This window comes from Rhizobium sp. TAL182 (assembly GCF_002117725.1).
In the GTDB taxonomy this organism is placed as follows: Bacteria; Pseudomonadota; Alphaproteobacteria; order Rhizobiales; family Rhizobiaceae; genus Rhizobium; species Rhizobium esperanzae.
In genome coordinates, this window is sequence record NZ_CP021024.1 from 1,245,779 (window position 1) to 1,266,117 (window position 20,339).

22 protein-coding genes are annotated in these 20,339 nt (G+C 62.5%); 13 read left to right on the plus strand and 9 right to left on the minus strand.

Features of this window, described 5'->3' with window-relative positions; genetic code table 11:
• Positions 1-290 precede the first annotated feature (290 nt).
• The gene (locus Tal182_RS06350; protein ID WP_085858699.1) at positions 291-1,298 is read left to right on the plus strand and encodes an asparaginase; all 1,008 of its coding nucleotides are present in this window, start codon (positions 291-293) and stop codon (positions 1,296-1,298) included.
• A gap of 32 nt (positions 1,299-1,330) precedes the next feature.
• Here Tal182_RS06350 and Tal182_RS06355 read toward each other — a convergent pair whose 3' ends face one another.
• Entirely contained in the window at positions 1,331-2,083 is a 753-nt protein-coding gene (locus Tal182_RS06355) for a DeoR/GlpR family DNA-binding transcription regulator (protein ID WP_085858701.1), read from the minus strand.
• A 123-nt stretch (positions 2,084-2,206) separates the two neighbouring features.
• Between Tal182_RS06355 and Tal182_RS06360 the strand changes: the two genes are divergently transcribed.
• Both Tal182_RS06360 and Tal182_RS06365 read left to right on the plus strand, forming a co-directional pair.
• On the plus strand, positions 2,207-2,563 hold the full coding sequence (locus Tal182_RS06360) for a DUF4406 domain-containing protein (RefSeq protein WP_085860863.1): 357 nt from the start codon (positions 2,207-2,209) through the stop codon (positions 2,561-2,563).
• 288 nt (positions 2,564-2,851) lie between these two features.
• The gene (locus tag Tal182_RS06365) at positions 2,852-3,472 is read left to right on the plus strand and encodes a glutathione S-transferase family protein (RefSeq protein WP_085858703.1); all 621 of its coding nucleotides are present in this window, start codon (positions 2,852-2,854) and stop codon (positions 3,470-3,472) included.
• 16 nt (positions 3,473-3,488) lie between these two features.
• Here Tal182_RS06365 and Tal182_RS06370 read toward each other — a convergent pair whose 3' ends face one another.
• The 3 genes from Tal182_RS06370 to Tal182_RS06380 are packed head-to-tail and all read right to left on the minus strand — an operon-like array spanning position 3,489 to position 6,140.
• A complete protein-coding gene (locus Tal182_RS06370; protein ID WP_085858705.1) occupies positions 3,489-4,292 on the minus strand; it encodes an ABC-2 family transporter protein in 804 nt (267 codons plus the stop codon).
• Between the two features lie 2 nt (positions 4,293-4,294).
• Positions 4,295-5,095, minus strand: a complete 801-nt coding sequence (locus Tal182_RS06375; protein WP_085858707.1) for an ABC-2 family transporter protein — start codon at positions 5,093-5,095, stop codon at positions 4,295-4,297.
• A gap of 43 nt (positions 5,096-5,138) precedes the next feature.
• Entirely contained in the window at positions 5,139-6,140 is a 1,002-nt protein-coding gene (locus tag Tal182_RS06380; protein ID WP_085858709.1) for an ATP-binding cassette domain-containing protein, read from the minus strand.
• 93 nt (positions 6,141-6,233) lie between these two features.
• On the opposite strand from Tal182_RS06380, the gene Tal182_RS06385 reads away from it, so the two are divergent.
• The 3 genes from Tal182_RS06385 (at position 6,234) to Tal182_RS06395 (ending at position 7,229) form a co-directional block, all read left to right on the plus strand.
• Positions 6,234-6,482: a hypothetical protein gene (locus Tal182_RS06385; RefSeq protein WP_125461461.1), complete on the plus strand. Its 249-nt coding sequence runs from the start codon at positions 6,234-6,236 to the stop codon at positions 6,480-6,482.
• 65 nt (positions 6,483-6,547) lie between these two features.
• Positions 6,548-6,763, plus strand: a complete 216-nt coding sequence (locus tag Tal182_RS06390; protein WP_085860864.1) for a DUF2945 domain-containing protein — start codon at positions 6,548-6,550, stop codon at positions 6,761-6,763.
• Between the two features lies 1 nt (position 6,764).
• Positions 6,765-7,229, plus strand: a complete 465-nt coding sequence (locus tag Tal182_RS06395; protein WP_085858713.1) for a DUF2231 domain-containing protein — start codon at positions 6,765-6,767, stop codon at positions 7,227-7,229.
• A 157-nt stretch (positions 7,230-7,386) separates the two neighbouring features.
• Here the strand turns inward: Tal182_RS06395 and Tal182_RS06400 are convergent, their stop codons facing one another.
• A complete protein-coding gene (locus tag Tal182_RS06400) occupies positions 7,387-7,572 on the minus strand; it encodes a hypothetical protein (protein WP_085858715.1) in 186 nt (61 codons plus the stop codon).
• A gap of 178 nt (positions 7,573-7,750) precedes the next feature.
• On the opposite strand from Tal182_RS06400, the gene Tal182_RS06405 reads away from it, so the two are divergent.
• Entirely contained in the window at positions 7,751-8,647 is an 897-nt protein-coding gene (locus tag Tal182_RS06405; protein WP_085858717.1) for a LysR substrate-binding domain-containing protein, read from the plus strand.
• Between the two features lie 3 nt (positions 8,648-8,650).
• Here the strand turns inward: Tal182_RS06405 and Tal182_RS06410 are convergent, their stop codons facing one another.
• On the minus strand, positions 8,651-9,316 hold the full coding sequence (locus Tal182_RS06410) for a glutathione S-transferase family protein (RefSeq protein WP_064809879.1): 666 nt from the start codon (positions 9,314-9,316) through the stop codon (positions 8,651-8,653).
• 234 nt (positions 9,317-9,550) lie between these two features.
• Between Tal182_RS06410 and Tal182_RS06415 the strand changes: the two genes are divergently transcribed.
• A complete protein-coding gene (locus Tal182_RS06415) occupies positions 9,551-9,790 on the plus strand; it encodes a hypothetical protein (protein WP_085860865.1) in 240 nt (79 codons plus the stop codon).
• Between the two features lie 101 nt (positions 9,791-9,891).
• The gene (locus tag Tal182_RS06420) at positions 9,892-10,356 is read left to right on the plus strand and encodes a YbhB/YbcL family Raf kinase inhibitor-like protein (protein WP_085858719.1); all 465 of its coding nucleotides are present in this window, start codon (positions 9,892-9,894) and stop codon (positions 10,354-10,356) included.
• 19 nt (positions 10,357-10,375) lie between these two features.
• On the opposite strand, the gene Tal182_RS06425 is transcribed toward Tal182_RS06420, so the two are convergent.
• Complete coding sequence (locus tag Tal182_RS06425; RefSeq protein WP_094299103.1) at positions 10,376-11,743, minus strand: TIGR03808 family TAT-translocated repetitive protein; 1,368 nt, start codon at positions 11,741-11,743, stop codon at positions 10,376-10,378.
• A gap of 252 nt (positions 11,744-11,995) precedes the next feature.
• On the opposite strand from Tal182_RS06425, the gene Tal182_RS06430 reads away from it, so the two are divergent.
• A complete protein-coding gene (locus Tal182_RS06430; protein ID WP_085860866.1) occupies positions 11,996-14,293 on the plus strand; it encodes an EAL domain-containing protein in 2,298 nt (765 codons plus the stop codon).
• 37 nt (positions 14,294-14,330) lie between these two features.
• On the opposite strand, the gene Tal182_RS06435 is transcribed toward Tal182_RS06430, so the two are convergent.
• Positions 14,331-15,053: a LuxR family transcriptional regulator gene (locus Tal182_RS06435; protein WP_085858722.1), complete on the minus strand. Its 723-nt coding sequence runs from the start codon at positions 15,051-15,053 to the stop codon at positions 14,331-14,333.
• A gap of 471 nt (positions 15,054-15,524) precedes the next feature.
• On the opposite strand from Tal182_RS06435, the gene Tal182_RS06440 reads away from it, so the two are divergent.
• The gene (locus Tal182_RS06440) at positions 15,525-17,315 is read left to right on the plus strand and encodes a PAS domain-containing methyl-accepting chemotaxis protein (RefSeq protein WP_085858724.1); all 1,791 of its coding nucleotides are present in this window, start codon (positions 15,525-15,527) and stop codon (positions 17,313-17,315) included.
• A 19-nt stretch (positions 17,316-17,334) separates the two neighbouring features.
• On the opposite strand, the gene Tal182_RS06445 is transcribed toward Tal182_RS06440, so the two are convergent.
• Positions 17,335-18,306, minus strand: coding sequence for a glycerophosphodiester phosphodiesterase family protein (locus Tal182_RS06445; RefSeq protein WP_085858726.1), 972 nt, complete (start codon positions 18,304-18,306; stop codon positions 17,335-17,337).
• A gap of 122 nt (positions 18,307-18,428) precedes the next feature.
• On the opposite strand from Tal182_RS06445, the gene Tal182_RS06450 reads away from it, so the two are divergent.
• Both Tal182_RS06450 and Tal182_RS06455 read left to right on the plus strand, forming a co-directional pair.
• Positions 18,429-19,232, plus strand: a complete 804-nt coding sequence (locus tag Tal182_RS06450) for an alpha/beta hydrolase (RefSeq protein WP_085858728.1) — start codon at positions 18,429-18,431, stop codon at positions 19,230-19,232.
• 51 nt (positions 19,233-19,283) lie between these two features.
• Complete coding sequence (locus Tal182_RS06455) at positions 19,284-20,294, plus strand: ligase-associated DNA damage response exonuclease (protein WP_085858730.1); 1,011 nt, start codon at positions 19,284-19,286, stop codon at positions 20,292-20,294.
• Positions 20,295-20,339 lie beyond the last annotated feature (45 nt).

Here is a 20,339-nt window from a genome sequence, read left to right on the forward strand (position 1 = left end):
AGGCCGAATTGGCATGCGCAATTATCCTCCTCCGCCCGGCATTGCGGTTCTGCTCCACAAGCCGTCTCACCCTCCGTCATGCTCGGCCTTCAGCCGAGCATCCATGCTGGCCCCCGTTAGCAACGGACATGGATCGCCGGCTCAAGGCCGACGATGACGGAATGCGACGTGACGTCTTCGCCGAACATCCGCCGCCGCGTCGCGGCACCGTCAGCAGCCCTAACCCCGTTGGCTTTCGCGCCCTGACGCGTTATGCCTGCCGCATCCCGCCAGCACCAGGATGAGAGCCCATGACCAATCCCGTCGCCGTTGAAGTCACCCGTGGCCTGCTTGTGGAAAGCCGTCATCGCGGCGCGGTGGCGGTCGTCGATGGCGACGGCAGACTTGTCTTTTCGCTCGGCGACATCGACGCCGCGGTCTTCCCGCGCTCGGCCTGCAAGGCGATGCAGGCAGTGCCGCTCGTCGAGAGCGGCGCGGCCGATGCCTATGGCTTCGGCGACAAAGAACTGGCGCTCGCCTGCGCCTCGCATAATGGCGAGGAAGAACATGTGGCGCTTGCCGCCTCGATGCTGTCGCATGCCGGCCGGAATGCCGAAGCGCTGGAATGCGGCGCCCACTGGTCGATGAACCAGAAAGTCCTGATCCATCAGGCCCGCACGCTCGACGCACCGACGGCGCTGCACAACAATTGCTCGGGGAAGCACGCCGGTTTCATCTGCGCCTGCTGCCACCGCGATATCGACCCGAAGGGTTATATCGGCTACGAGCATCCGCTGCAGGTCGAGATCCGAGCAGTGATGGAAAGTCTGACCGGCGCCGTGCTCGGCGCCGAGAGCTGCGGCACCGACGGCTGCTCAATCCCGACCTATGCCGTGCCTTTGCGCAGCCTGGCCCACGGCTTTGCTAAAATGGCGACCGGCATCGGCCTGGAGCCCCTGCGCGCCAAAGCATCCCGCCGCCTGATCGAAGCCTGCATGGCCGAGCCCTTCTATGTCGCCGGCTCCGGCCGCGCCTGCACCAAACTGATGCAGATCGCTCCCGGCCGCATCTTCGTCAAGACCGGCGCCGAGGGTGTCTTCTGTGCCGCGATCCCGGAAAAGGGCATCGCCATCGCGCTGAAATGCGAGGATGGCGCCACCCGCGCCGCCGAGGCCATGGTGGCGGCCACACTCGCCCGCTTCTTCGAGACGGAAGAGACGGTGCATGCCGCTCTGATGGCCTTTGCCGCAATGCCGATGCGCAACTGGAACGGCATCCATGTCGGCGATATCAGAGCGACCTCCATCTTCTCGGCATGATGCCAAAAACTGTGTGCGTTTTCGCACGATGATTAGGCTGCAGTGATTGTGCCATTGAGATCGCGATAGGGCTTCAGCCGCTCGGCCGGCATCTCGGCCGGCACGATCAACCCGGCCACCTCGGCAACGCCGAGCACCGGGCAGGGCGAGACGAGGTCGAACTTCTCCTCCGTCAGCAGCACATGCGTTTCGGCCGCGCAGCGGGCGATATGGCGTTTGATCGCCGCTTCCTCGAAATCGCCGGTAGAAAGGCCATGCACGGGATGGGCGGCGGTGACGCCGAGGAAGAAGAGATCGGGGCGCAGCTGCGAAATCGCCGCCATCGCCGCAGCGCCCGTCGCCACCATCGAATGTTTGTAGAGCCGTCCGCCGGCCAGGATCACCTCGGCCGGATGGTGCTCGAGCTCGGCGGCGATCGTCGGACTGTGGGTCGCGACCGTCAGCGCCATGTCACGCGGCAAATGCCTGGCGATCTCCGCTGTCGTCGTGCCGCCGTCGAGGAAGATCATCTGCCCCGGCTTGATCATCGCCGCCGCCGTGGCTCCGAGCCGCGCCTTGACCTCGGACGAGACGCTACGCCGCGCGGTGAAATCGGGCAAGTCGGGCGAAAGCGGCATCGCCCCGCCATGCACCCGTTTCAAGAGCCCTTCCGCTGCCATTTCCCTGAGGTCGCGCCGAATCGTGTCTTCCGAAAGCGAAAAATCTTCGGCGACGCGCTTGGCGATCACCTGGCCGTCACGGCGCAGAATGTCGAGGATCAGAGTCTTGCGTTGCGTCGTTAGCATTGTCTTTCCGCACGAAAATTCACGAGATGGCATGATATTGCACGAAATGACTCGACATTCAAGAAATATCGTGCATTTTCGGGAAATCCCGTGCATGAGGCCGGGAGAGTGATGGAGTGGATCATGTTGATTTTGATTGCCGGGCCTTATCGGTCCGGAACGGGCGACGACCCGGAAAAAATGGCCGCCAACCTGAAGCGGCTGGAGGAACCCTCCCATAAGCTGTTTGAAGCCGGCCATGTGCCGATGATCGGCGAATGGGTGGCCCTGCCGATCTGGCACGCCGCCGGCGGCAGATCGGTCGGCGATGCGCTCTACGAGCAGATCTTCCACCCGGTCGCCGGCCGGTTGCTGCAGCTCTGCGACGGCGTGCTGCGCTTGGCCGGCGAGTCCAAGGGCGCCGACAACGACGTGCGCATCGCAAGAGAACGCGGCATCCCGGTCTGGCATCGGCTGGAGGATGTGCCGGGTTGCGGCTGAGCGGCGAGCTTGTGCCGGTGATTTGCCCCTCACCCTAGCCCTTGCCGGGGTCGAGCCGCTGGTCTCGACCCGTCCTGCGGACCCCCGTTTTGACGGGGAGAGGGGACGTGCCCTGCGAGAGGCCCGAGGGGACCGAGAGGTCGCGGCATATTCCCTTCTCCCCGTCAGAACGGGGAGAAGGTGGCGGCAGCCGGATGAGGGGCGACTCCGACGCAAGCAAACCCATCTCCCCCGTTCCGGCGCAGCCATCCCTGCGCTATATCTCGTGCCGAACGGGAGACGACAACCATGCTGACATTATATTACGCGTCCGGAACCTGCGCGCTTGCAAGCCTCATTGCCCTGGAAGAATCCGGCCTTGCCTTCGAAACGAAGAAGCTCAGCTTCGCCAATGGCGAGCAGCGTTCGCCGGACTATCTGAAGATCAATCCGAAGGGCCGGGTGCCGGCGCTCGTCACGGATCGCGGCGTGCTGACGGAAACGCCGGCGATCCTCGGCTTCATCGCTGAAAGCGCCCCGACCGCAAAGCTCGCGCCGCTCGGCGATGCCTTCGAAATGGCGCGGCTGCAATCCTTTAACAGCTATCTCTGCTCGACCGTACATGTGAACCATGCCCATCGCCGGCGCGGCTCCCGCTGGGCCGACGAGCCGGCGGCACTCGAGGCGATGAAGGCCAAGGTACCGCAGAATATGGCCGATTGCTTCACGCTGATCGAAGAGACGATGTTCAAAGGCCGGTGGGTGATGGGCGAGACCTATTCGCTCGCCGATCCCTATCTCTTCGTCATGACCGACTGGCTGCCCGCTGACGGCGTCGACCCAGCCCGTTTTGCAAAAGTCAGCGACCACCACGCCCGCATGCTGCAGCGCCCCGCCGTTCAGCGGGCGCTGGCCTTCGACCGGGGCTGAGGCGGGGTCAGCCCCATCAGCCGCCCGCACCCTGGTACTTGCGGGTGGCGTAGCGCCAGTGGGCCATGGCAATGAGCACCCAGACCGGGCCGGCGGCGAGCGTTACGGGCGCGGCCCAATCGCCGAGGATAGGGATGGTTTTGCCGAGCAGGGCGCCGACCGGGACCGAGCTGGTCAGGGCCAGGGGAACAGCGGTGATCAGCGTCAGCTGGATGCTGCCGGGAAAGATGTTGAGCGGATAACGCGTCAGCTCCCAGAAGCCGAAGAAGATCGAAAACAGGTGGTTCGACCGCACCCACATCAGTGCGGTCGCACCGATCATGGCGATCATCGCGCCGGTCAACAGCGTCGCGCTGACGATTGCGGCAAGCAGGAACGCCACGGACGCGGCAGACCAGGCGAAGTCGACCGACAGGACGGCCCAGCAGAGCAGCGGCACCGCCAGGATGATGTGGCCGGCATAGCCGATATTGAGGCCGGAGAAGACGAGATAGGCCCAGGGGCTGAACGGCTTCACCAGGAGCGTATCGTAGGTGCCGAGCCGCACCAGCTCCTCGAGGTCGCGCAATTGCACGAAGCTCATCGCTGCCCCCAGCGAATAGGCGAGCAGCTGGAAGCTGAAGAGCAGCGCCAGCTCCGGCCAGGTCCAGCCGCCGAGCGTCTGAAAGCGGGCAAGCAGGATGCCGATCGTGGCAAAGACGCTACCATAGGAGAGGATCTGCGCAAGCCGGTCGAGCCAGAAGGCGCCGCGATATTCCATTTGTGAGCGCACATGCATGCGCACCAGGAGCGGAATGACGCGGAGGTGATGGATGAACACGATCAGCCTCCCTGCACGGTGATGCGGCGCGACGCCAGGCGCCACAGCCAGAGCACGCCCAAAAGGAACAGTCCGGCCCAGCCGAGGCCGAGGCCGAGGTGTAGCCAGGTGTCGGGCACCGAAAGCCTGCCGAGATAGACGGCATTGGGATAATAGACGACCCAGGCGAAGGGCAGGTGGCGGGCGATCGTCGCTAAGGGCTCGGGGAAGAACCAGAAGGGCACCAGCAGGCCGGAGAACAGATGCAGCAGGGCGCCGAGGATCCAGTCGAGCGAGAAGCTCGTCATCAGCCAGAAGGCGATCAGCCCGAACAGCGCCGACATCAGGAAGATCAGCACGAAAGACAGCGCCCAGAAGACGGCGAACATCAGGCCATGGAACAGGCTTGCCGGCGCCAGCATGCCGTAGATCAAGGCGGTAAAGGCGACGGTCGGGATGACCTGCGTCGCCAGGCGATAGGAAAAGCTGCCGCATTCATTGGCGAAGAGATAGAGCGGATAGGAAAGCGGCTTCAGCAGCCAGACGGCGATATCGCCTGTTTTGAGCGACCGGCCGATCTCCCCGATGACCCTTTCCGGACGGGTGGCGCCCATCACAGCCCCGCCGAGCAGCGCATAGGTCACCATCTGCTGCAGCGAGACGCCGTCGACCACGGTCGCGCCGGCGCCGCCATAGACGGCGAGCCAGATGGCGACGCGGGCGACGACCTGCACCAGCTTGCCGAAAATATTGGCCCAGACCTCGTTGCGATAGGCGAGCTGCGCGTGGAAGGCGCTGCGTGTAAAGGCAAGATATGCGCTCATAGCGTGGGCGCCCGGGCCTTGCGTGTGAAGGCGAGATAGGCGCTCATGAGGCCCGGGCTCTGGCATTGCGACGCTGGTAGAAGGTGCGGATGACCTCTTCGATGTCGGGCTCGTGCAGCGCCACGTCCTTGAGGTCGCGGTCGCTGCCGACCTCCGAAAGGATTTTGACCAGCGACACGTCCTCGCGCTCGATCAGATATTCCTTGCGCAAGCCCTCGTCGTTGACGAGCGACGCGGTGCTGAGCCGCAAAGGGCCGGGGTCGCTGGCAAATTCCAGCGTCAGCCGCCGGGCCGAGCCGAGGGCGGCTCGCAGGCTGCGCAATTCGCCGTCGAAGATCAGCCTGGCGTGATCGACCATGATCAGCCGCGGGCAGATGGTCTCGATGTCCTGCAGGTCATGGGTGGTGAGGATGATGGTGACGCCGCGTTCGCGATTGATCTCGGCGAGGAAGCGCCGCACGGCATCCTTGGCGACCACGTCGAGCCCGATCGTCGGTTCGTCGAGAAAGAGGATCTTCGGATCGTGCAGCAGCGACATGACGATCTCGGCGCGCATGCGCTGGCCGAGGCTGAGCTGGCGCACCGCCCGGTCGAGGAAGGGTGAAAGATCGAGCAGCTCGCTGAAGTGACGCAGGTTGTCCGCATAGCGAGAAGCCGGGATATCATAGATGCGCTGGTGCAGGGTGAAACTGTCGATCAGCGGCAGATCCCACCACAGCTGGCTGCGCTGGCCGAAGACGACGCCGATCTCGCGCGCATTGTCCATGCGGGAGAGATGCGGCGTGCGGCCGAGCACCGAAAGCGTGCCGGCGCTCGGCACCAGAATGCCGGTCATCATCTTGATCATCGTCGATTTGCCGGCGCCGTTCGGGCCGAGATAGCCGACGGCTTCGCCGGCGGCAATATCGAAGCCGATATCGGAAACCGCCTGAACCTCGGTATATTCGCTCGTCACCAGCGTCTTGAAGGCGCCGAGCAAACCCGGAAATCTCTTGTGCTGCCGGAAGCGCTTGCTGACGCCCCGTGCTTCGATCAAAGCCGGCATATCTATTCCCTCGGATGTGAAGCGAGCCGACTCGGGCGCCGATGGGGCTTGCGAACGCAGGCTAGCGCGAAGTAGGATTCGTTCAAGCTGAAGTTGCGTTTCGGCCGTCATCTCGGCCTTATGTCGCCACCACCTCTGACCGATTTCCGCCTGCGCTACATTGAAGGCATGGGCAAAATCTATGCCTTGCTCATCATCGCTGCGGACATCGCGATCATCGCTCTTGCCGGTCGATGGAACACCTCGGATGCCGATCACTATCTGGGCTTCCACAATCTTCGTTCGCGCGGCAAGCCGCAGGCCTCTTCTCCACAGCTGCGGGTTTCAGCTTGTCGGCCGTGACGGGAACAAACCAGGCCGTCTGGATGTTTGACGCATACTCTGCTGCATCTGACGAGTTGTGCGACATGGCCAAATTTGCTCGGGGAGATCACGTCACCTGGAATTCAGAGGCCGGGCAGGTCTCCGGCCGTATCATCGCGATCCACACCCGGGATTTCGATTACAAAGGCCATCGGCGCCGGGCGACGGAGACATCGCCCCAGTACGAGATCAAAAGCGACAAGAGCGATCATATCGCTGCCCACAGGCAAGACGCATTGAAAAAGGTCGGAGGACAATAGGATGAACCCGAAAAGCACCTTGAGCATTGCCGGTCATCCGATCCATCCGATGTTGATCCCGTTCCCGGTCGCCGCCTTCGTCGGCACGCTTGTTGTCGACATCGTCTACGCCAGATCGGGCGATCCGGCCTGGGCAGTAGCGACCAACTGGATGCTCGGCGCCGGCCTTGTCATGGCGGCGCTGGCGGCAGTTGCCGGATTGACCGACTTTCTCGGCGACAGCCGCATTCGCGACCTGCGCGCCGCCTGGTTCCATATGATCGGCAATGTCGTCCTCGTCCTGATCGAGGCCGTCAACCTCTGGCGCCGATTGGCCGAAGGTGGCGACTTCATCGTGCCGACCGGATTGGTGCTGTCGTTGATCGCCACCGCCCTTCTTCTGTTCAACGGCTGGAAAGGCTGGGAAATGGTCTATCGCCACCGCGTCGGCGTCAGCGAGGATCCGGCCAATCCGACGAGATCATGAACGGCATGCATCCCCGCCGCACGACCCAATCATACACCAACGGCAACGTACAAGGATGAGGCTCTCGAGGCGCTGCGTTCGGTGATTTGCTGGCAGGCATCTGCCGTTTAACGGGCGCCGGCATAACGCAAAACCAGCAAAAGCGCGGGAGCGGTGCTCACGCGCATTTCGCCAGCGGCGGCCTGGCCTCGGCATGAAAACCGGTCTCCGCTCCCAGCGGCAGATCGGCGATTTCGCGTAGCGACATGCGCTGGACCTCGGGATGCCGCAGCGGGTCATCCTTCCAGTCCGGGTCGATCTGCGTCCCCGCGGCAGACCTCAAGAAAAACTTCAGCCATGACATGGCAAGCCTCGCATTCTCCAGCGGCGCGGAAAGGTGGTCAAACGGCGGCTGGTGCCGAACAAGCTCTCCCGCTCATCGTGCCATAGCCGGTCGAGTGGGATCCTGTATGCTTGCAATGTCTGCCTGCGCCGGTGCTTTTTCAATTGAGATTACCACGGCGACATTATAGAAAAACTATATGAAGAACCTGAATAGCGTCCATCTCAACGGCCTCAGGGCGCTGGAGGCCGTCGGTCGTCTCGGCTCATTGCAGGCGGCCGCCGACGAGCTCGGCGTCTCGGTCGGCGCCGTCAGCCAGCAGGTGATCAAGGCCGAAGCCCAACTCGGCCAGGTGATCTTCGAGCGCACCGCCCGGGGTATGATCGCCACCGAAGCCGGCCGGCCGGTGCTCGCAGCGCTCGACGAGGGCTTCGCCCGCCTTTCGGCGGCGGTTTCGATCGCAAGCCGCAAGGACGATACGATCCTGACCATCTCGGTGGCGCCGGTCTTCGCCGCCCGCTGGCTCGTCTGCCGGCTCGATCGCTTCGCCGAGCGTTACCCCGATATCAAGCTGCGGCTTGATGCAACAACCAATCTCGTCAATCCAGCGCTCGGCGACGTCGATATCGGCATCCGCGTCGGGAATGGCCGATGGCCCGACGTGAAGGCTGAACTGCTGCTGGAACAGGAGGTCTTTCCCGTCTGTTCGCCTGAGATGGCGGCGAAACTATATGAACCCGCGGATATCCTGCGATTGCCAGCGGTTATCGACGGCCGCGCCATGTTCAGCTGGGAAGTCTGGATGCGCGCGGCCGGCCTTTCGGGCGCGACGCTGTCGACCCGCCACGTCTTCAACGACGCCTCGCTCTGCCTCGATGCGGCGATCGCCGGCCAGGGCGTGATGCTCGCCTGGCAGACGCTTGCGCACTTTGCGCTGGCGGAAGGCCGGCTGGCGGCGCCCTTCGGCATTCGCGCAAAGACCGGCTTCGGCCATTATTTCATCACCGCCGAAGGCGCGCGCGAACCGAAGAAGGTCAAGAATTTCAAGGCCTGGATCCGCGAGGAGATGGCCGGAACGGTGGCGCTTTTCGAGTAGGTGTTAAACCTCGACCGGCTCCTTGCTGCGGGCCGCCTGCATCGCTTTGTAAGCCGGGCGGGACTGGCAGCGTTCGATCCAGGCCTTGATGTTCGGATGCGCGTCGAAAAGATCCGTCTCGCTCTGGGCATAGCGCAGCACCTCGGCGATGTTGAGATCGGCGACGGTGAAGCGATCGCCGACGATCCACTGCCGGCCGGAAAGATGACCTTCGAGCGCCGCAAATGGCCGGCGCAGCCCGTAGCACGCGGCGGCGATCGTCTGCTTGCCATCGTCGCTGTTCTCAAGCTCGTTATCGTAGGTCAGGACGATCCGCACCGAATGCGGCTCGACCTGCGAGGCCGCCCAGATCGTCCACATTGTCAGCAATCCGTCTTCCTCGACGGTTTGGCCGGAAAGCGGCCCGCCATGCTTGCGCGCGAGGTAGAGATTGATCGCCAGCGACTCGTGCATGACGAGGTCGCCGTCGCGAATGCTGGGGATCTGCGCCATCGGGTTGAGGGCGGTAAAATCGGGCGAATGCGTGTTGAGCGGCGCCTCTTCGGCGAGCGGGTCGGCGAGCCGCCTGGCCTGCAGCACGGGGATCGAGCGGAATTCGAGCCCGAGTTCCTCCGCCATCCAGTAGACGCGCGAAGCGCGCGATCGATAAACCCCATAGATTGTCAGCATGACGATATCCCTCGCTGTGTCGCAGAAACCGTAAACGCCGGATCACCCTCGGAAAAGTCCTCGCCGCTGATGGGACGATGAAAGCTTTTGATGCGGCCGGGGCCTTCCCGACCGGATCGAGCACAATTGGGAACAATGAGAGAGCCGGCGGGTTGGACCCTGAGATTGGCGCCGTCCAAGCGCCGAAAAGCGATGAGCCGCGTGCGCAACGCGGGCCAGGCAAAGGAGGAACTCATGACGGGCAAGAAGACGCATGAACAACAGCTTCGTGTCATCGAGAAACGCGAGAAAACCGCAAGTGCCGGCAAGGATTTCGACGCCAAGGCAGATCTGCAACGCAATGAGCAGGCGAAGGAAGCCTATCGCAAAGGCAATGATCTGAAGGCCGACCCGGACCCCCACAATGACGACAGGGCCATAATGCGCGGCCGCAATCAGGAGAGCGAGCATAAAAAGGGGGGTGGTCGTCCATGACGATGAAGGAGCCCCGAACATCAAGGAGCTCCCGATCAGAAAGGAGCCCCGATTAGAAAGGAGCCCCCTTGGAAAGGAGCCCGCTTAGAAAGGAGAATGTCATGACTTTGACATTGATCAGCAAGGCTTTTGCCCAGGATCAGCCGATCCCGAAGAAATATGCGCGCGCCGGCGAGAATCTCTTTCCGCCCCTGACCTGGAGCGGCGCGCCCGAGGAGACCAGGAGCTTTGCTCTGATGGTTGAGGATCCGGATGCTCCGCATGGCACGTTCCGCCATTGCGGCATCGCCAATATCCCGGCTGAGTGGTGCGCACTTGCCGAAAGCGTCGATACGGCGCCGGAGCAGGCGCCGCGCTTCTACAAGAACGATTTCGGCAATGCCCGTTACGATGGCCCGCAGCCGCCGGCAGGCGATCGCCCGCATCACTACATCTTCCGCCTCGCGGCCCTCGACGTGCCGAAGCTTTCTACGCCGGATGCCGCCGGTATCAGCGCGATGTGGGCGGAGGCAAAGAAACACGCATTGGCGGAAGCGACCGTCACCGGCACCTATCAGACGCACTGAGCAAAGACGGAGCCGCGTGTCAGGACACGCGGTTTCGCTCGACGGTCAGCTGCGCATAGGGCGCGTTGCCGCCCGCCATTTCGGCCGAGACTTGTCTGTCCCACTCAAAGCCGAGGACCGCCCCTTCGCCAACCTCCTGGAAGATGTTGTCGGTGATGATGGCCGTGCCGGCCCCCTCGGCGACCGAGACCGCGCATCCCACAGGAGCCTTGCGCACCACATTGCCGCTGACGACGACATTTCTGAGATAAGCCCCCCATCCGATCTGCAGGCCCCAGCGTGGCGCGCCCTCGATCACATTGCCGGACACCAGCGTATCGGCTTCCGCCGCAATGCCGATGCCGAAGCCGACCTCGTGCTTGTAGGGGCCTTTCAGCGTCAGGTTGCGCACGACATTGCCGGTGACGCTCGCGAGCCGCCCGCCCTCGTCGAAATTGGCGATCGAAATGCCGTTCGCCGCCCCGTCGATCATATTGGCGGAGACCACGGCACCCTCGAAGGCGAATTCGACATAGATCGCCGTCTCGCCTGAGCGCCGGCACTGATTGCTGCTGATCTGGATGTCCGAGGCCGAGTTAGCGCGGATCGCCGTAAAGGCGCAGTCGGAAATCTGGTTGTTCACCACCATCACCCCGTCGGCGCGAAAGACATTGATGCCGTTGCCGTTCTGGCCGGTGCCGCCGTCGTTGGCGCGGATGTTGAAAATCCGGTTGCCGGAAACGACCGTGCCGTCCTCGGCCTTCTTCCAGCGATGCACGAGGATGCCGCCATTGCCGCAATCCGAGACGGTATTTGCAACGATCGAAAGATTGGTGGAATCGACGGCGTAGAGGCCGGATTGGGCCGCGCCCGAAATGCGGCTGCGTTCGATCCGCCCGCCGCAGCGCTCCAGCTGCAGGCCGTGCTTGCGGCTGCCGCCGATCTCGCAATTGTCGATCAGCACCTCGTCGATACCGGTAAATTGCAGAAGCCCGCCGGCATAATCGCCGAGCCAGCGGTTGCCGCCGTCGATGACGAGATTGGAAAGCTCGATGCGCCCGATGTTTTCGGCCGCAAACAGATGGCCGTCGCCGGTATAGACGATCCGCGAGGCGCCGGGCACCCCTGATATGCGCGTATTGTCGGGCAGGGTGAGGTTGGAGACCTTATAGGTGCCGGGCGGCAGGAAGACCGGCACGTTCTCGGCCGCCGCCTGTTTTATCATCTGCTCCAGGTTGCGGGTCTTACGGTCGCCGCCTTGGGGAACGGCGCGATATTCCACCGCGTCGATTGCACCGCGCAGATTGGGCTGGCTGGCAGCCGTCAGGGGCGAGGCAAGCGCACGCGACGTCCCGCCCGCCAGCGCCGAGGCGGCGAGAAAGAGAAGCATGTCGCGGCGAAAGGGCAGTCCGGGCTCTCCTGTCATGACGCGCCCGTAGCAGAAAACGTGCCAGCCCGCCTGTCTTCTTTTGGCACAGGCCCTACAAATCAATCGAAAATTCTTGCTGGGACAGGGGCCGATGGCAGGATCTCGCCGCTTATATTGGTGTGTCGTTCACCCTTTCATTTAAGCAACCCGAAGGGAATGCGGACTACTTTGACGTGAAAATACATTGGGTGTTGCGGAATGGGCCTTCAGCCGCTGGAGGAGAATGGCGTCATGCAAGAAGCGAGTGCCAGGCAACGGGAATCGGTCGATTCCCTGACGGCCGAAACGCGGCGTTTCGTTGCTGCGACTGAGGCGATGATGGCGTCGACCGCTCATCACCTCTCGGAAGGCGTTGAGAACCTGCGCCTGAAAGCAATCATCCACGAACTTCCGGACTTCCTCTATGTCAAGGATCGTGACAGCCGCTTCGTTTTCGCCAATGCCGTCACCGCCAGCCACCTTGGCTTTACGCGCGCCGAAGAGATTACCGGCAAGCGCGATTTCGACCTCTTCGATTTCGAGGTGGCGCGCCGGCATTTCGATATTGAGCAGCAGATCATGGCGAGTGGTCAGGCCCGGATCGACATGGAGGAAACTGTCGTTCTTCCAGGCAGCCCCAGGCCGGTCTGCCGGCTGACCTCGAAGATACCGCTACGCAACGATCGCGGCGAGGTCGTCGGCCTGATCGGCGTTTCCCGCGATATCACCGAGCGCAAGCTGCAGGAGGATCTCCATCGCGGCCAGGCGAAACTGCTCGAGATGATCGCCCGCAACGAGCCGCTGCCGATGATCCTCGAGGCGCTGGTGCTGATGATCGAGGCGCAGCTGACCGGCATCGACGGATCGGTGCTGCTGCTCGACAGCGAGGGCACCAGGCTCTATCACGGCGCGGCGCCGAACTTGCCCGGCGGCTACAGCCGCCTGATCGACGGCGTCACGATCGGCCCCAAGGTCGGCTCCTGCGGCACCGCCGCCTGGCGCGGCCAGCCTGTCATCGTCGAGGACGTGATGAGCGACCCGCTCTGGGAGGATTTCCGGGGCCTGGTCGCCCCCTTCGGCTTCCGCTCCTGCTGGTCAACGCCGATCGCTACCTCTGAGAATAATGTGCTCGGCACCTTCGCCCTCTATTCCAGGGAGGTGCGTCGTCCGACGGAGCATGAAATGAGGCTGGTGGCGCTCGCCACCCACATCGCCGGCATCGCCATCGAACGAAAGCTCGTCGACGATCGCATGCATTTCATGGCTCATCATGATGATCTCACCGGCCTGCCGAACCGCGCCTTTCTGAAGGAAAGGCTGGCCGGCATCCTTGACCAGGCCCGGCGCAACAACCGCAAGGTCACCGTCGCCTATATCGATCTCGACAATTTCAAGGACATCAACGACGGCCGCGGCCATGCCGCCGGCGACGAGGTGCTGAAAGAGATCGCCACCCGCATGGCCAACAGCATCCGTCCCTCGGATATGGTAGTGCGGCTCGGCGGCGATGAATTCCTGGTCGTGCTGGTCCACCAGTCGAGCCACGATGCCGGCATCACCCGCCGCCTTCGCGATCTGCAGAAGGCGATCACTCGGCCGATGCGCGACGAGAGTGGTGACATCACCATCACCTCGAGCATCGGCGTCGCCGCCTTTCCCGTCGACGGCGTCACCTCGGAAGAGCTGCTTGCCAATGCCGACCGCGCCATGTACCGCGCCAAGCAATTCGGCCGCAACACGCTGCAGCATCATGATGGCGACAGCAGCGGGGTCGGCATGCCGCGCGGCGAGCAGGACGAGCTCCACCAGGCGATCACCGGCGATCAGCTGTTCCTGGAATATCAGCCGCAGGTCGATGTCGCCACCGGCCGCATCACCGGCGTCGAGGCCTTGGTCCGCTGGAACCATCCGGCCAAGGGCAGGGTGCCGCCCGTCAATTTCATTCCGCTCGCCGAAGAGACCGGCCTCATCGTTCCGCTCGGCCTCTGGGTCCTGAACGAGGCCTGCCGCCAGGCCCGCAGCTGGCAGGATATGGGCCTGACGCCGCTGACAATCGCCGTCAATGTTTCGGCCAAGCAGTTCGCCGATCCGGATTTTGCCAGCCACGTCGCCGAGGCGCTGGAGCGCAACCGCCTCCAGTCCCGCTGGCTGGAGCTGGAGGTCACCGAAAGCGTGGTGATGCAGGATGCCGAGCGTGCGCTCGCCATGATGGAGCAGCTGAGGGCGCTCGGCGTGCGCCTGTCGATCGACGATTTCGGCTCCGGCTATTCCAGCCTTGCGGCACTGAAGACCTTCCCCTTCGACAGGCTGAAGATGGACCGTTCGCTGGTCGAGGCCCTGCCGGGCGACAAGACGGCCGTCGCCATCGCCTCGGCGGTCATTTCGCTGGCGCAGACGCTGAAGCTCTCGGTGCTTGCAGAAGGCGTCGAGACCGACGCTCAGATGGCTTTCCTGCGGCAGGCCCACTGCGAGCAAGCGCAGGGCTACCGTTTCTCGAAGCCCGTTTTACCGGAGGAGGCTACTCTGTTGCTGCAGGCGCAGCTCCTCTGACTTGTTTCTTTGGCCTGCCGAGTTCGTCGACCGGCCCTCAAACCCGAATGATATTGAGACGCAGAGCGCTGACCACTGCCTGCGTTCTCGTCGTGCATCCCAGCTTCCTGACCACGCTGCCGATCTGATTGTTGACCGCGTTTTCCGACAGATCGAGCAGCTTCGCAATTTCGCTGCTCTTCCTGCCGCCGGCCGTCAGCCTCAGGCAATCCAGCTCGCTCTCAGAGAAGGCAACCGGCTTGTGTTTCTCGTTTAATGTCAGCTGGGAGAGCCGATCATAGATGTGCGTGGCGATGAACAGGATTTTCGCCATTTCCGGCATGCTGAAATTCCGAGCCCCCGAAATCGACATCGCACCGCGTCCGCCCGCGGCATCATGGACGGGAAAATAGGCCCCCTTTTCCATGCCGTACCGCTTGAACAGATCGATGACGGTGAGCTTCTTGCCTTCTCCGCGATCGATATTGATCGCCTCGACATCATAGTTGAACGGGCTTGTCGATCTCAACATCCGGCGAATGACCGGACTATCGACCATCAGGTTATGGCTGTCATAATAATCGACCATCTCCGCCGGCCAGTTGGTGATAATCTTTGTTGCGCCGATTTCAACGAGCTCGACCGCGGGCAGCATCATGATCAGGAAAGCGCTCATCCCCAGATCCTGAGTGAGGCCCTTCATATATTTGAAGACTTCGTAATGCGTATTAAAGCCTGCGGCGATTTTCTCAATTCGATTGCACTCGGCCTCGAGCTTCATGTCCTTCTCCGATCCCCGGCAGCATCCGGCGCTTGGCGGCTGATGTGTCCAGCTTGTCCGCTCGTATCGGAAGTTGATTCTACACGCTCGAAGGACAGTGAAATCTGCCTGCAGAGGAAAGACAGTAAAGCCCTCCGGCTGCCGGGCACGCGAGCATAACCGGCAATTGATGCTTAATAAAGAGTAAACCTATTGTGGCGCCTCCCGGGTAGGCTGCGGTAAAAAAAGCTATGCTGACGGCTGGAAGTCTGCGCCGGAAGATATTCTCCCGACGCGGGAGGCTCATTCAAGTGGCTGATTCTATTCGGTTATTTGTTTGCTCGGCCCAAATGGGAGGAAGCAAATGCCGCAATGACCCGGTTAAAGGAAGCTTAAAGAATTTATCGGATTTTATTTTCGGGGTGCCCGTCCAGCGCAAGCCCGCGGTGGGTGGCGGCAGTCATGCGCTCGATTTGAGCTAGGGGGAACAGCATGAAGAAGATAGGATTCGGCTTCGGTTCGGATGCCAAGGCCGTAATGGCCGCGATGAGCAGGTCGCAGGCCATTATCGAATTCGACCTTACCGGCAGGATTCTCACGGCCAATGCCAATTTCTGTGCTGCCCTTGGTTACGAATTGTCTGAGATTGTCGGCCAGCATCACCGGATGTTCGTCGAGCCGGCAGAAGCCTCGTCTGGCGATTATCGCGAGTTCTGGGCGAAACTCAATCGAGGCGAGTTCGATCAGCGCCAGTACAAACGCATCGGCAAGGGCGGCAAGGAAATCTGGATCGAAGCCTCCTACAATCCTGTCTTCAGCGGCGGGAAACCCTACAAGGTGGTGAAGTTCGCGACCGATATCACCAAGCAGAAGCTGCAGAGCGCCGAGGATGCCGGCAAGATAGGCGCACTGTCGCGCGCCCAGGCGGTTATCGAATTCACACCGAAGGGCGAGATTCTGACGGCGAACGAGAATTTCCTGTCGGCGCTCGGTTATCAGCTTGCCGAGATCCAGGGGCGCCACCATTCGATGTTTTGCGACAGCGCTTACGTTAACAGTGACGATTACAGGCGGTTCTGGACGCGCCTGTCAGGTGGCGAATTCGTGGCTGATGAGTTTCTGCGCATCGGCAAGGGCGGCAGAAAGGTCTATATCCAGGCCTCCTACAACCCGATCTTCGATATGAACGGCAAGGTGTTCAAGGTCGTCAAGTTCGCGACCGACGTTACTGCCCGCGTCAATAATGTCGATCAGTTGGCGGCATCGTTGATGGGCCTCTCTGGCGGCGATTTGACCCGGGAAGTCGCAACCCCGTTCATTCCGACCCTGGAAAAACTCCGAACCGATTTCAACGCCGCTGTCGGCAAGCTGCGCGCAGCAATGCAGGCCGTGGCCGAAAACGCAACCGGCATCGCGGCCGGAGCTCAGCAAGTTCGCTCCGCCTCGGATGATTTGTCGAAGCGCACGGAACAGCAGGCGGCCTCCGTCGAGGAAACCGCCGCCGCCCTGGAAGAGATCACCACAACGGTCTCCGATTCCAGCAACCGCGCTCAGGAGGCCGGCCAACTGGTGAGAAGGACGCGCGAGAATGCCGAGCGTTCCGGGGCGGTGGTCCGCAGCGCCGTCGAAGCCATGGGAAAGATCCAGACATCGTCGGCCGAGATCGGCAATATCATCGGCGTGATCGACGAAATCGCGTTTCAGACCAATCTGTTGGCGCTGAATGCAGGCGTCGAGGCGGCACGCGCCGGCGACGCCGGCAAGGGTTTTGCAGTGGTCGCGCAGGAAGTTCGCGAGCTTGCTCAGAGATCGGCCAAAGCGGCGAAGGAGATCAAGGAGCTCATCAGCGCCTCCAACGAGCACGTGAAGAGCGGAGTGACGCTGGTCGGCGAAACCGGCAAGGCTCTGGAAGAAATCGTCGCCCAGGTTCAGCAGGTCAACGGCAATGTCCTTGCGATCGTCGAAAGCTCCAAGGAGCAGGCGACGGGATTGAAGGAAATCAACACCGCGGTTAACACCATGGACCAAGGCACGCAGCAGAATGCGGCCATGGTGGAGGAATCGACGGCTGCCGCCCACAGCCTTGCCAAGGAGGCCGATGCACTCTTCCAGCTGCTGGGGCAGTTCAACATCGGAAGCGCGGCCTTGCGCCAATCACGCCCCGCCGCGGCTACCGCTGCTTCCAGACCCGTCCCATCGGCACCGCGGGCAATGGCCGCGAAGGTGAGCGCGGCCTTCCACGGCAATGCGGCAGTCGCCGGCGGCGATTGGGTGGAGTTCTGAGGCGCGCGAAGACTCCGCCTCATTTCATGAGCTTGCCGATCGTCTCGATCTCATTGGTCCATAGCCCTGCCGCATAATCCTGCGGCAGCCGCGCCAGTTGCGCGGCATCGTCGATGCCGGTGGAAAAATCGGCGCCGCGATAGGGGCCGAGCACGAAAACCTCAGTGCCGGCATCCTGCATCCGGTTGAGAAAACGGTCCGGCCAGCCCCAGAGCCAGGGTGCGATATTGATCGGCACCAGCATCATTCGGTGTTTGCAGGCCTCAGGCAGGAGGCCGGTCCAGCCATAGCCGATATAGCTGAACAGGCAGCCCTTCAGGCTCTTGCGCGAGGCGGTTTTGATATCGGGTGTCAGCCGGCCGAGCACGTCGATCGGCTCGTCGCCGCCATAGACGATGACGCCGGCCCGCCGTGCGGCCGGAAGCCCGTTCAGCACGGCGGCGAGCTTTTCCCCCTCGGACGGATCGCGGCTCTTGATGTTGATGAGGAAGCGCCGATCCGGAAAGGTCGAAAGCACTTGCGCCAGCGTCGGCATCATGCCGACGCCCCGGCCGCGAAAGGGAAAGGTCTTGCCGCCATCGGCGGTATAGCCGTAGCCGATGTCGAGCCTCCTCATCTCAGCCATCGAATGCTCCCGCGTCACGCCGTGTCCGTCGGTGCGGCAGTCGAGCGTCCAGTCGTGAAAGACGGCGAATTCGCCATCCGTCGTCGGATGCACGTCGATCTCGACGATATCGGCGCCGGCGGCAAAGCCCGCCCGCATCGAGGCAATAGTGTTTTCCAGATAGTCGTGTTTCGGCGGCAGCATGCGGCTTGCCGTGCATGTGTCGTTCTTCAGATCGGTCTCGTCGAAGCGCTGGGCGATGCCGCGATGGGCGAGCAGCACCGGCTTTCCCGGCCGATGCTCGGCAATGAGGCTGGTATTGTTGAGATAGATGCCGGCGGCTGCGAGCGCGATCGCCGCCGCGCAATAGAAAAGCTTCCTGCCCATCTCTCTGCTCCTCCTGATTGCATCGAAGGAGGCAACAGCTAGAAAGCGATTCTGGTTGTTCTTGGACTGTTTTCCGGCTTTTCTATGCGCGGGGTTATTCGCTGGAAAGGATTGGCATCGCGATGGAACGACAGGACGACGAACTCATCCATTTCGAAGCGCAGGGGGCCGCGCCGTTGCCGCCGGCTTCTGTCGAAGGCCATGTCGGGCGGGCCGGCGCCCGCATCTGGTATGCGAGCTACGGGACGGGCCCTGCCGTCATTCTGCTGCATGGCGGTCTCGGCCATAGCGGCAACTGGGGCTACCAGGTCCCGGCGCTGCTCGGCCGCGGCCGCCGCGTCGTACTGATCGACAGCCGCGGCCATGGCCGAAGCACTCGCGATGACCGTCCCTACACCTATGAGCTGATGGCTGCCGACGTGCTGGCGGTGATGGACGAACTGCGGCTGGAAACGGCGGCGTTCGTCGGCTGGAGCGACGGCGCCTGCATCGCGCTGATCCTCGCCATGACGGCGCCGTCGCGTGTCGAGGGCGTCTTCTTCTTCGCCTGCAACATGGATCCGAGCGGCACGCTTGAATTCGTTCCGACCCCGATCATCGACCGATGTTTCGCTCGCCACGCCAAGGATTATGCGGCATTGTCCACCACCCCGGACGATTTCAATTCGTTCGTCGAGGCGGTCGGCCTGATGATGCGCACCGAGCCGAATTATGGGGCGGAGGACCTCGGCCGCATCGGCGTTCCGGTCGCGATCGTGCTCGGTCAACACGACGAATTCATCAAAGCCGAACATGCCGAATATCTTGCCGGCAGCATCCCGGACGCTCAGATGATCTACCTGCCCGGCGTCAGCCATTTCGCGCCGCTGCAGCGGCCCGCGCAGTTCAACGCCGCAATCATATCGTTCCTCGACGGGATCAGGTGATGACGATCGCTTCCTCTGGCCTCGCGCCCATTTCCCGCTATCTCTCGGTCTATGAGAGCTGATGCGCTGCTTTATCCTACCCCGGAAGGGCTCTATTGCCCGGAAGGCGGCTTTTATGTCGATCCGGTGCGGCCTGTCGAACGGGCGCTCGTCACCCATGGACATTCCGATCACGCAAGACCGGGTCATGTGAACGTGCTTGCCACCCGCCAGACGCTCGACATCATGCGCCTGCGTTACGGCGAGGGCTTCTGCGCCAGCGAGCAGGTTGCCGATTTCGGCGAGGAGCTGCTCATCAATGGCGTCAAGGTGAGTTTTCACCCCGCCGGCCATGTGCTCGGCTCGGCCCAGATCGCCATCGAGAAGAACGGCACCCGCATCGTTATCTCCGGCGATTACAAGCGCCGCCCCGACCCGACCTGCGCACCCTATGTGCCGGTCGCCTGCGATGTCTTCATCACCGAGGCGACCTTCGGCCTGCCGGTCTTCCATCATCCAGATCCGATCGACGAGACCGGCAAGCTGCTGGCCTCGCTCCGGCAATTTCCCGAACGCACTCATCTGGTTGGCGCCTATGCGCTCGGCAAGGCTCAGCGCGTCATCCGACTGCTGCGCGATGCCGGTTATGCCGAGCCGATCTATATCCACGGCGCCATGGAAAAGCTCTGCGACTATTATGTCGGCCAAGGCATCGATCTCGGCGAGTTGCTGCCCGCAACGATCGAAAGCCGCGACAAATCCACCTTCCGGGGCGCCGTCGTCATCGGCCCGTCCTCGGCCTTTGCCGACCGCTGGGCCCGGCGCTTCAACGAGCCGCTGCCGGCCTTCGCCTCCGGCTGGATGATGGTGCGCCAGCGCGCCAAACAGCTCGGCGTCGAACTGCCACTCGTCATCTCCGACCATTGCGACTGGCCGGAACTAACCGAAACGATCCGCGAACTGCGCCCGGCCGAGGTCTGGGTGACCCATGGCCGCGAGGAGGCGCTGGTGCGCTGGTGCCAGCTGCAGGGCATCAAGGCGAAACCGTTGCATCTGGTGGGCTATGAGGATGAGGCGGATTGAGATGAGCTATGTGCTGGATCAAAACCCCTCCCCAACCCCTCCCCA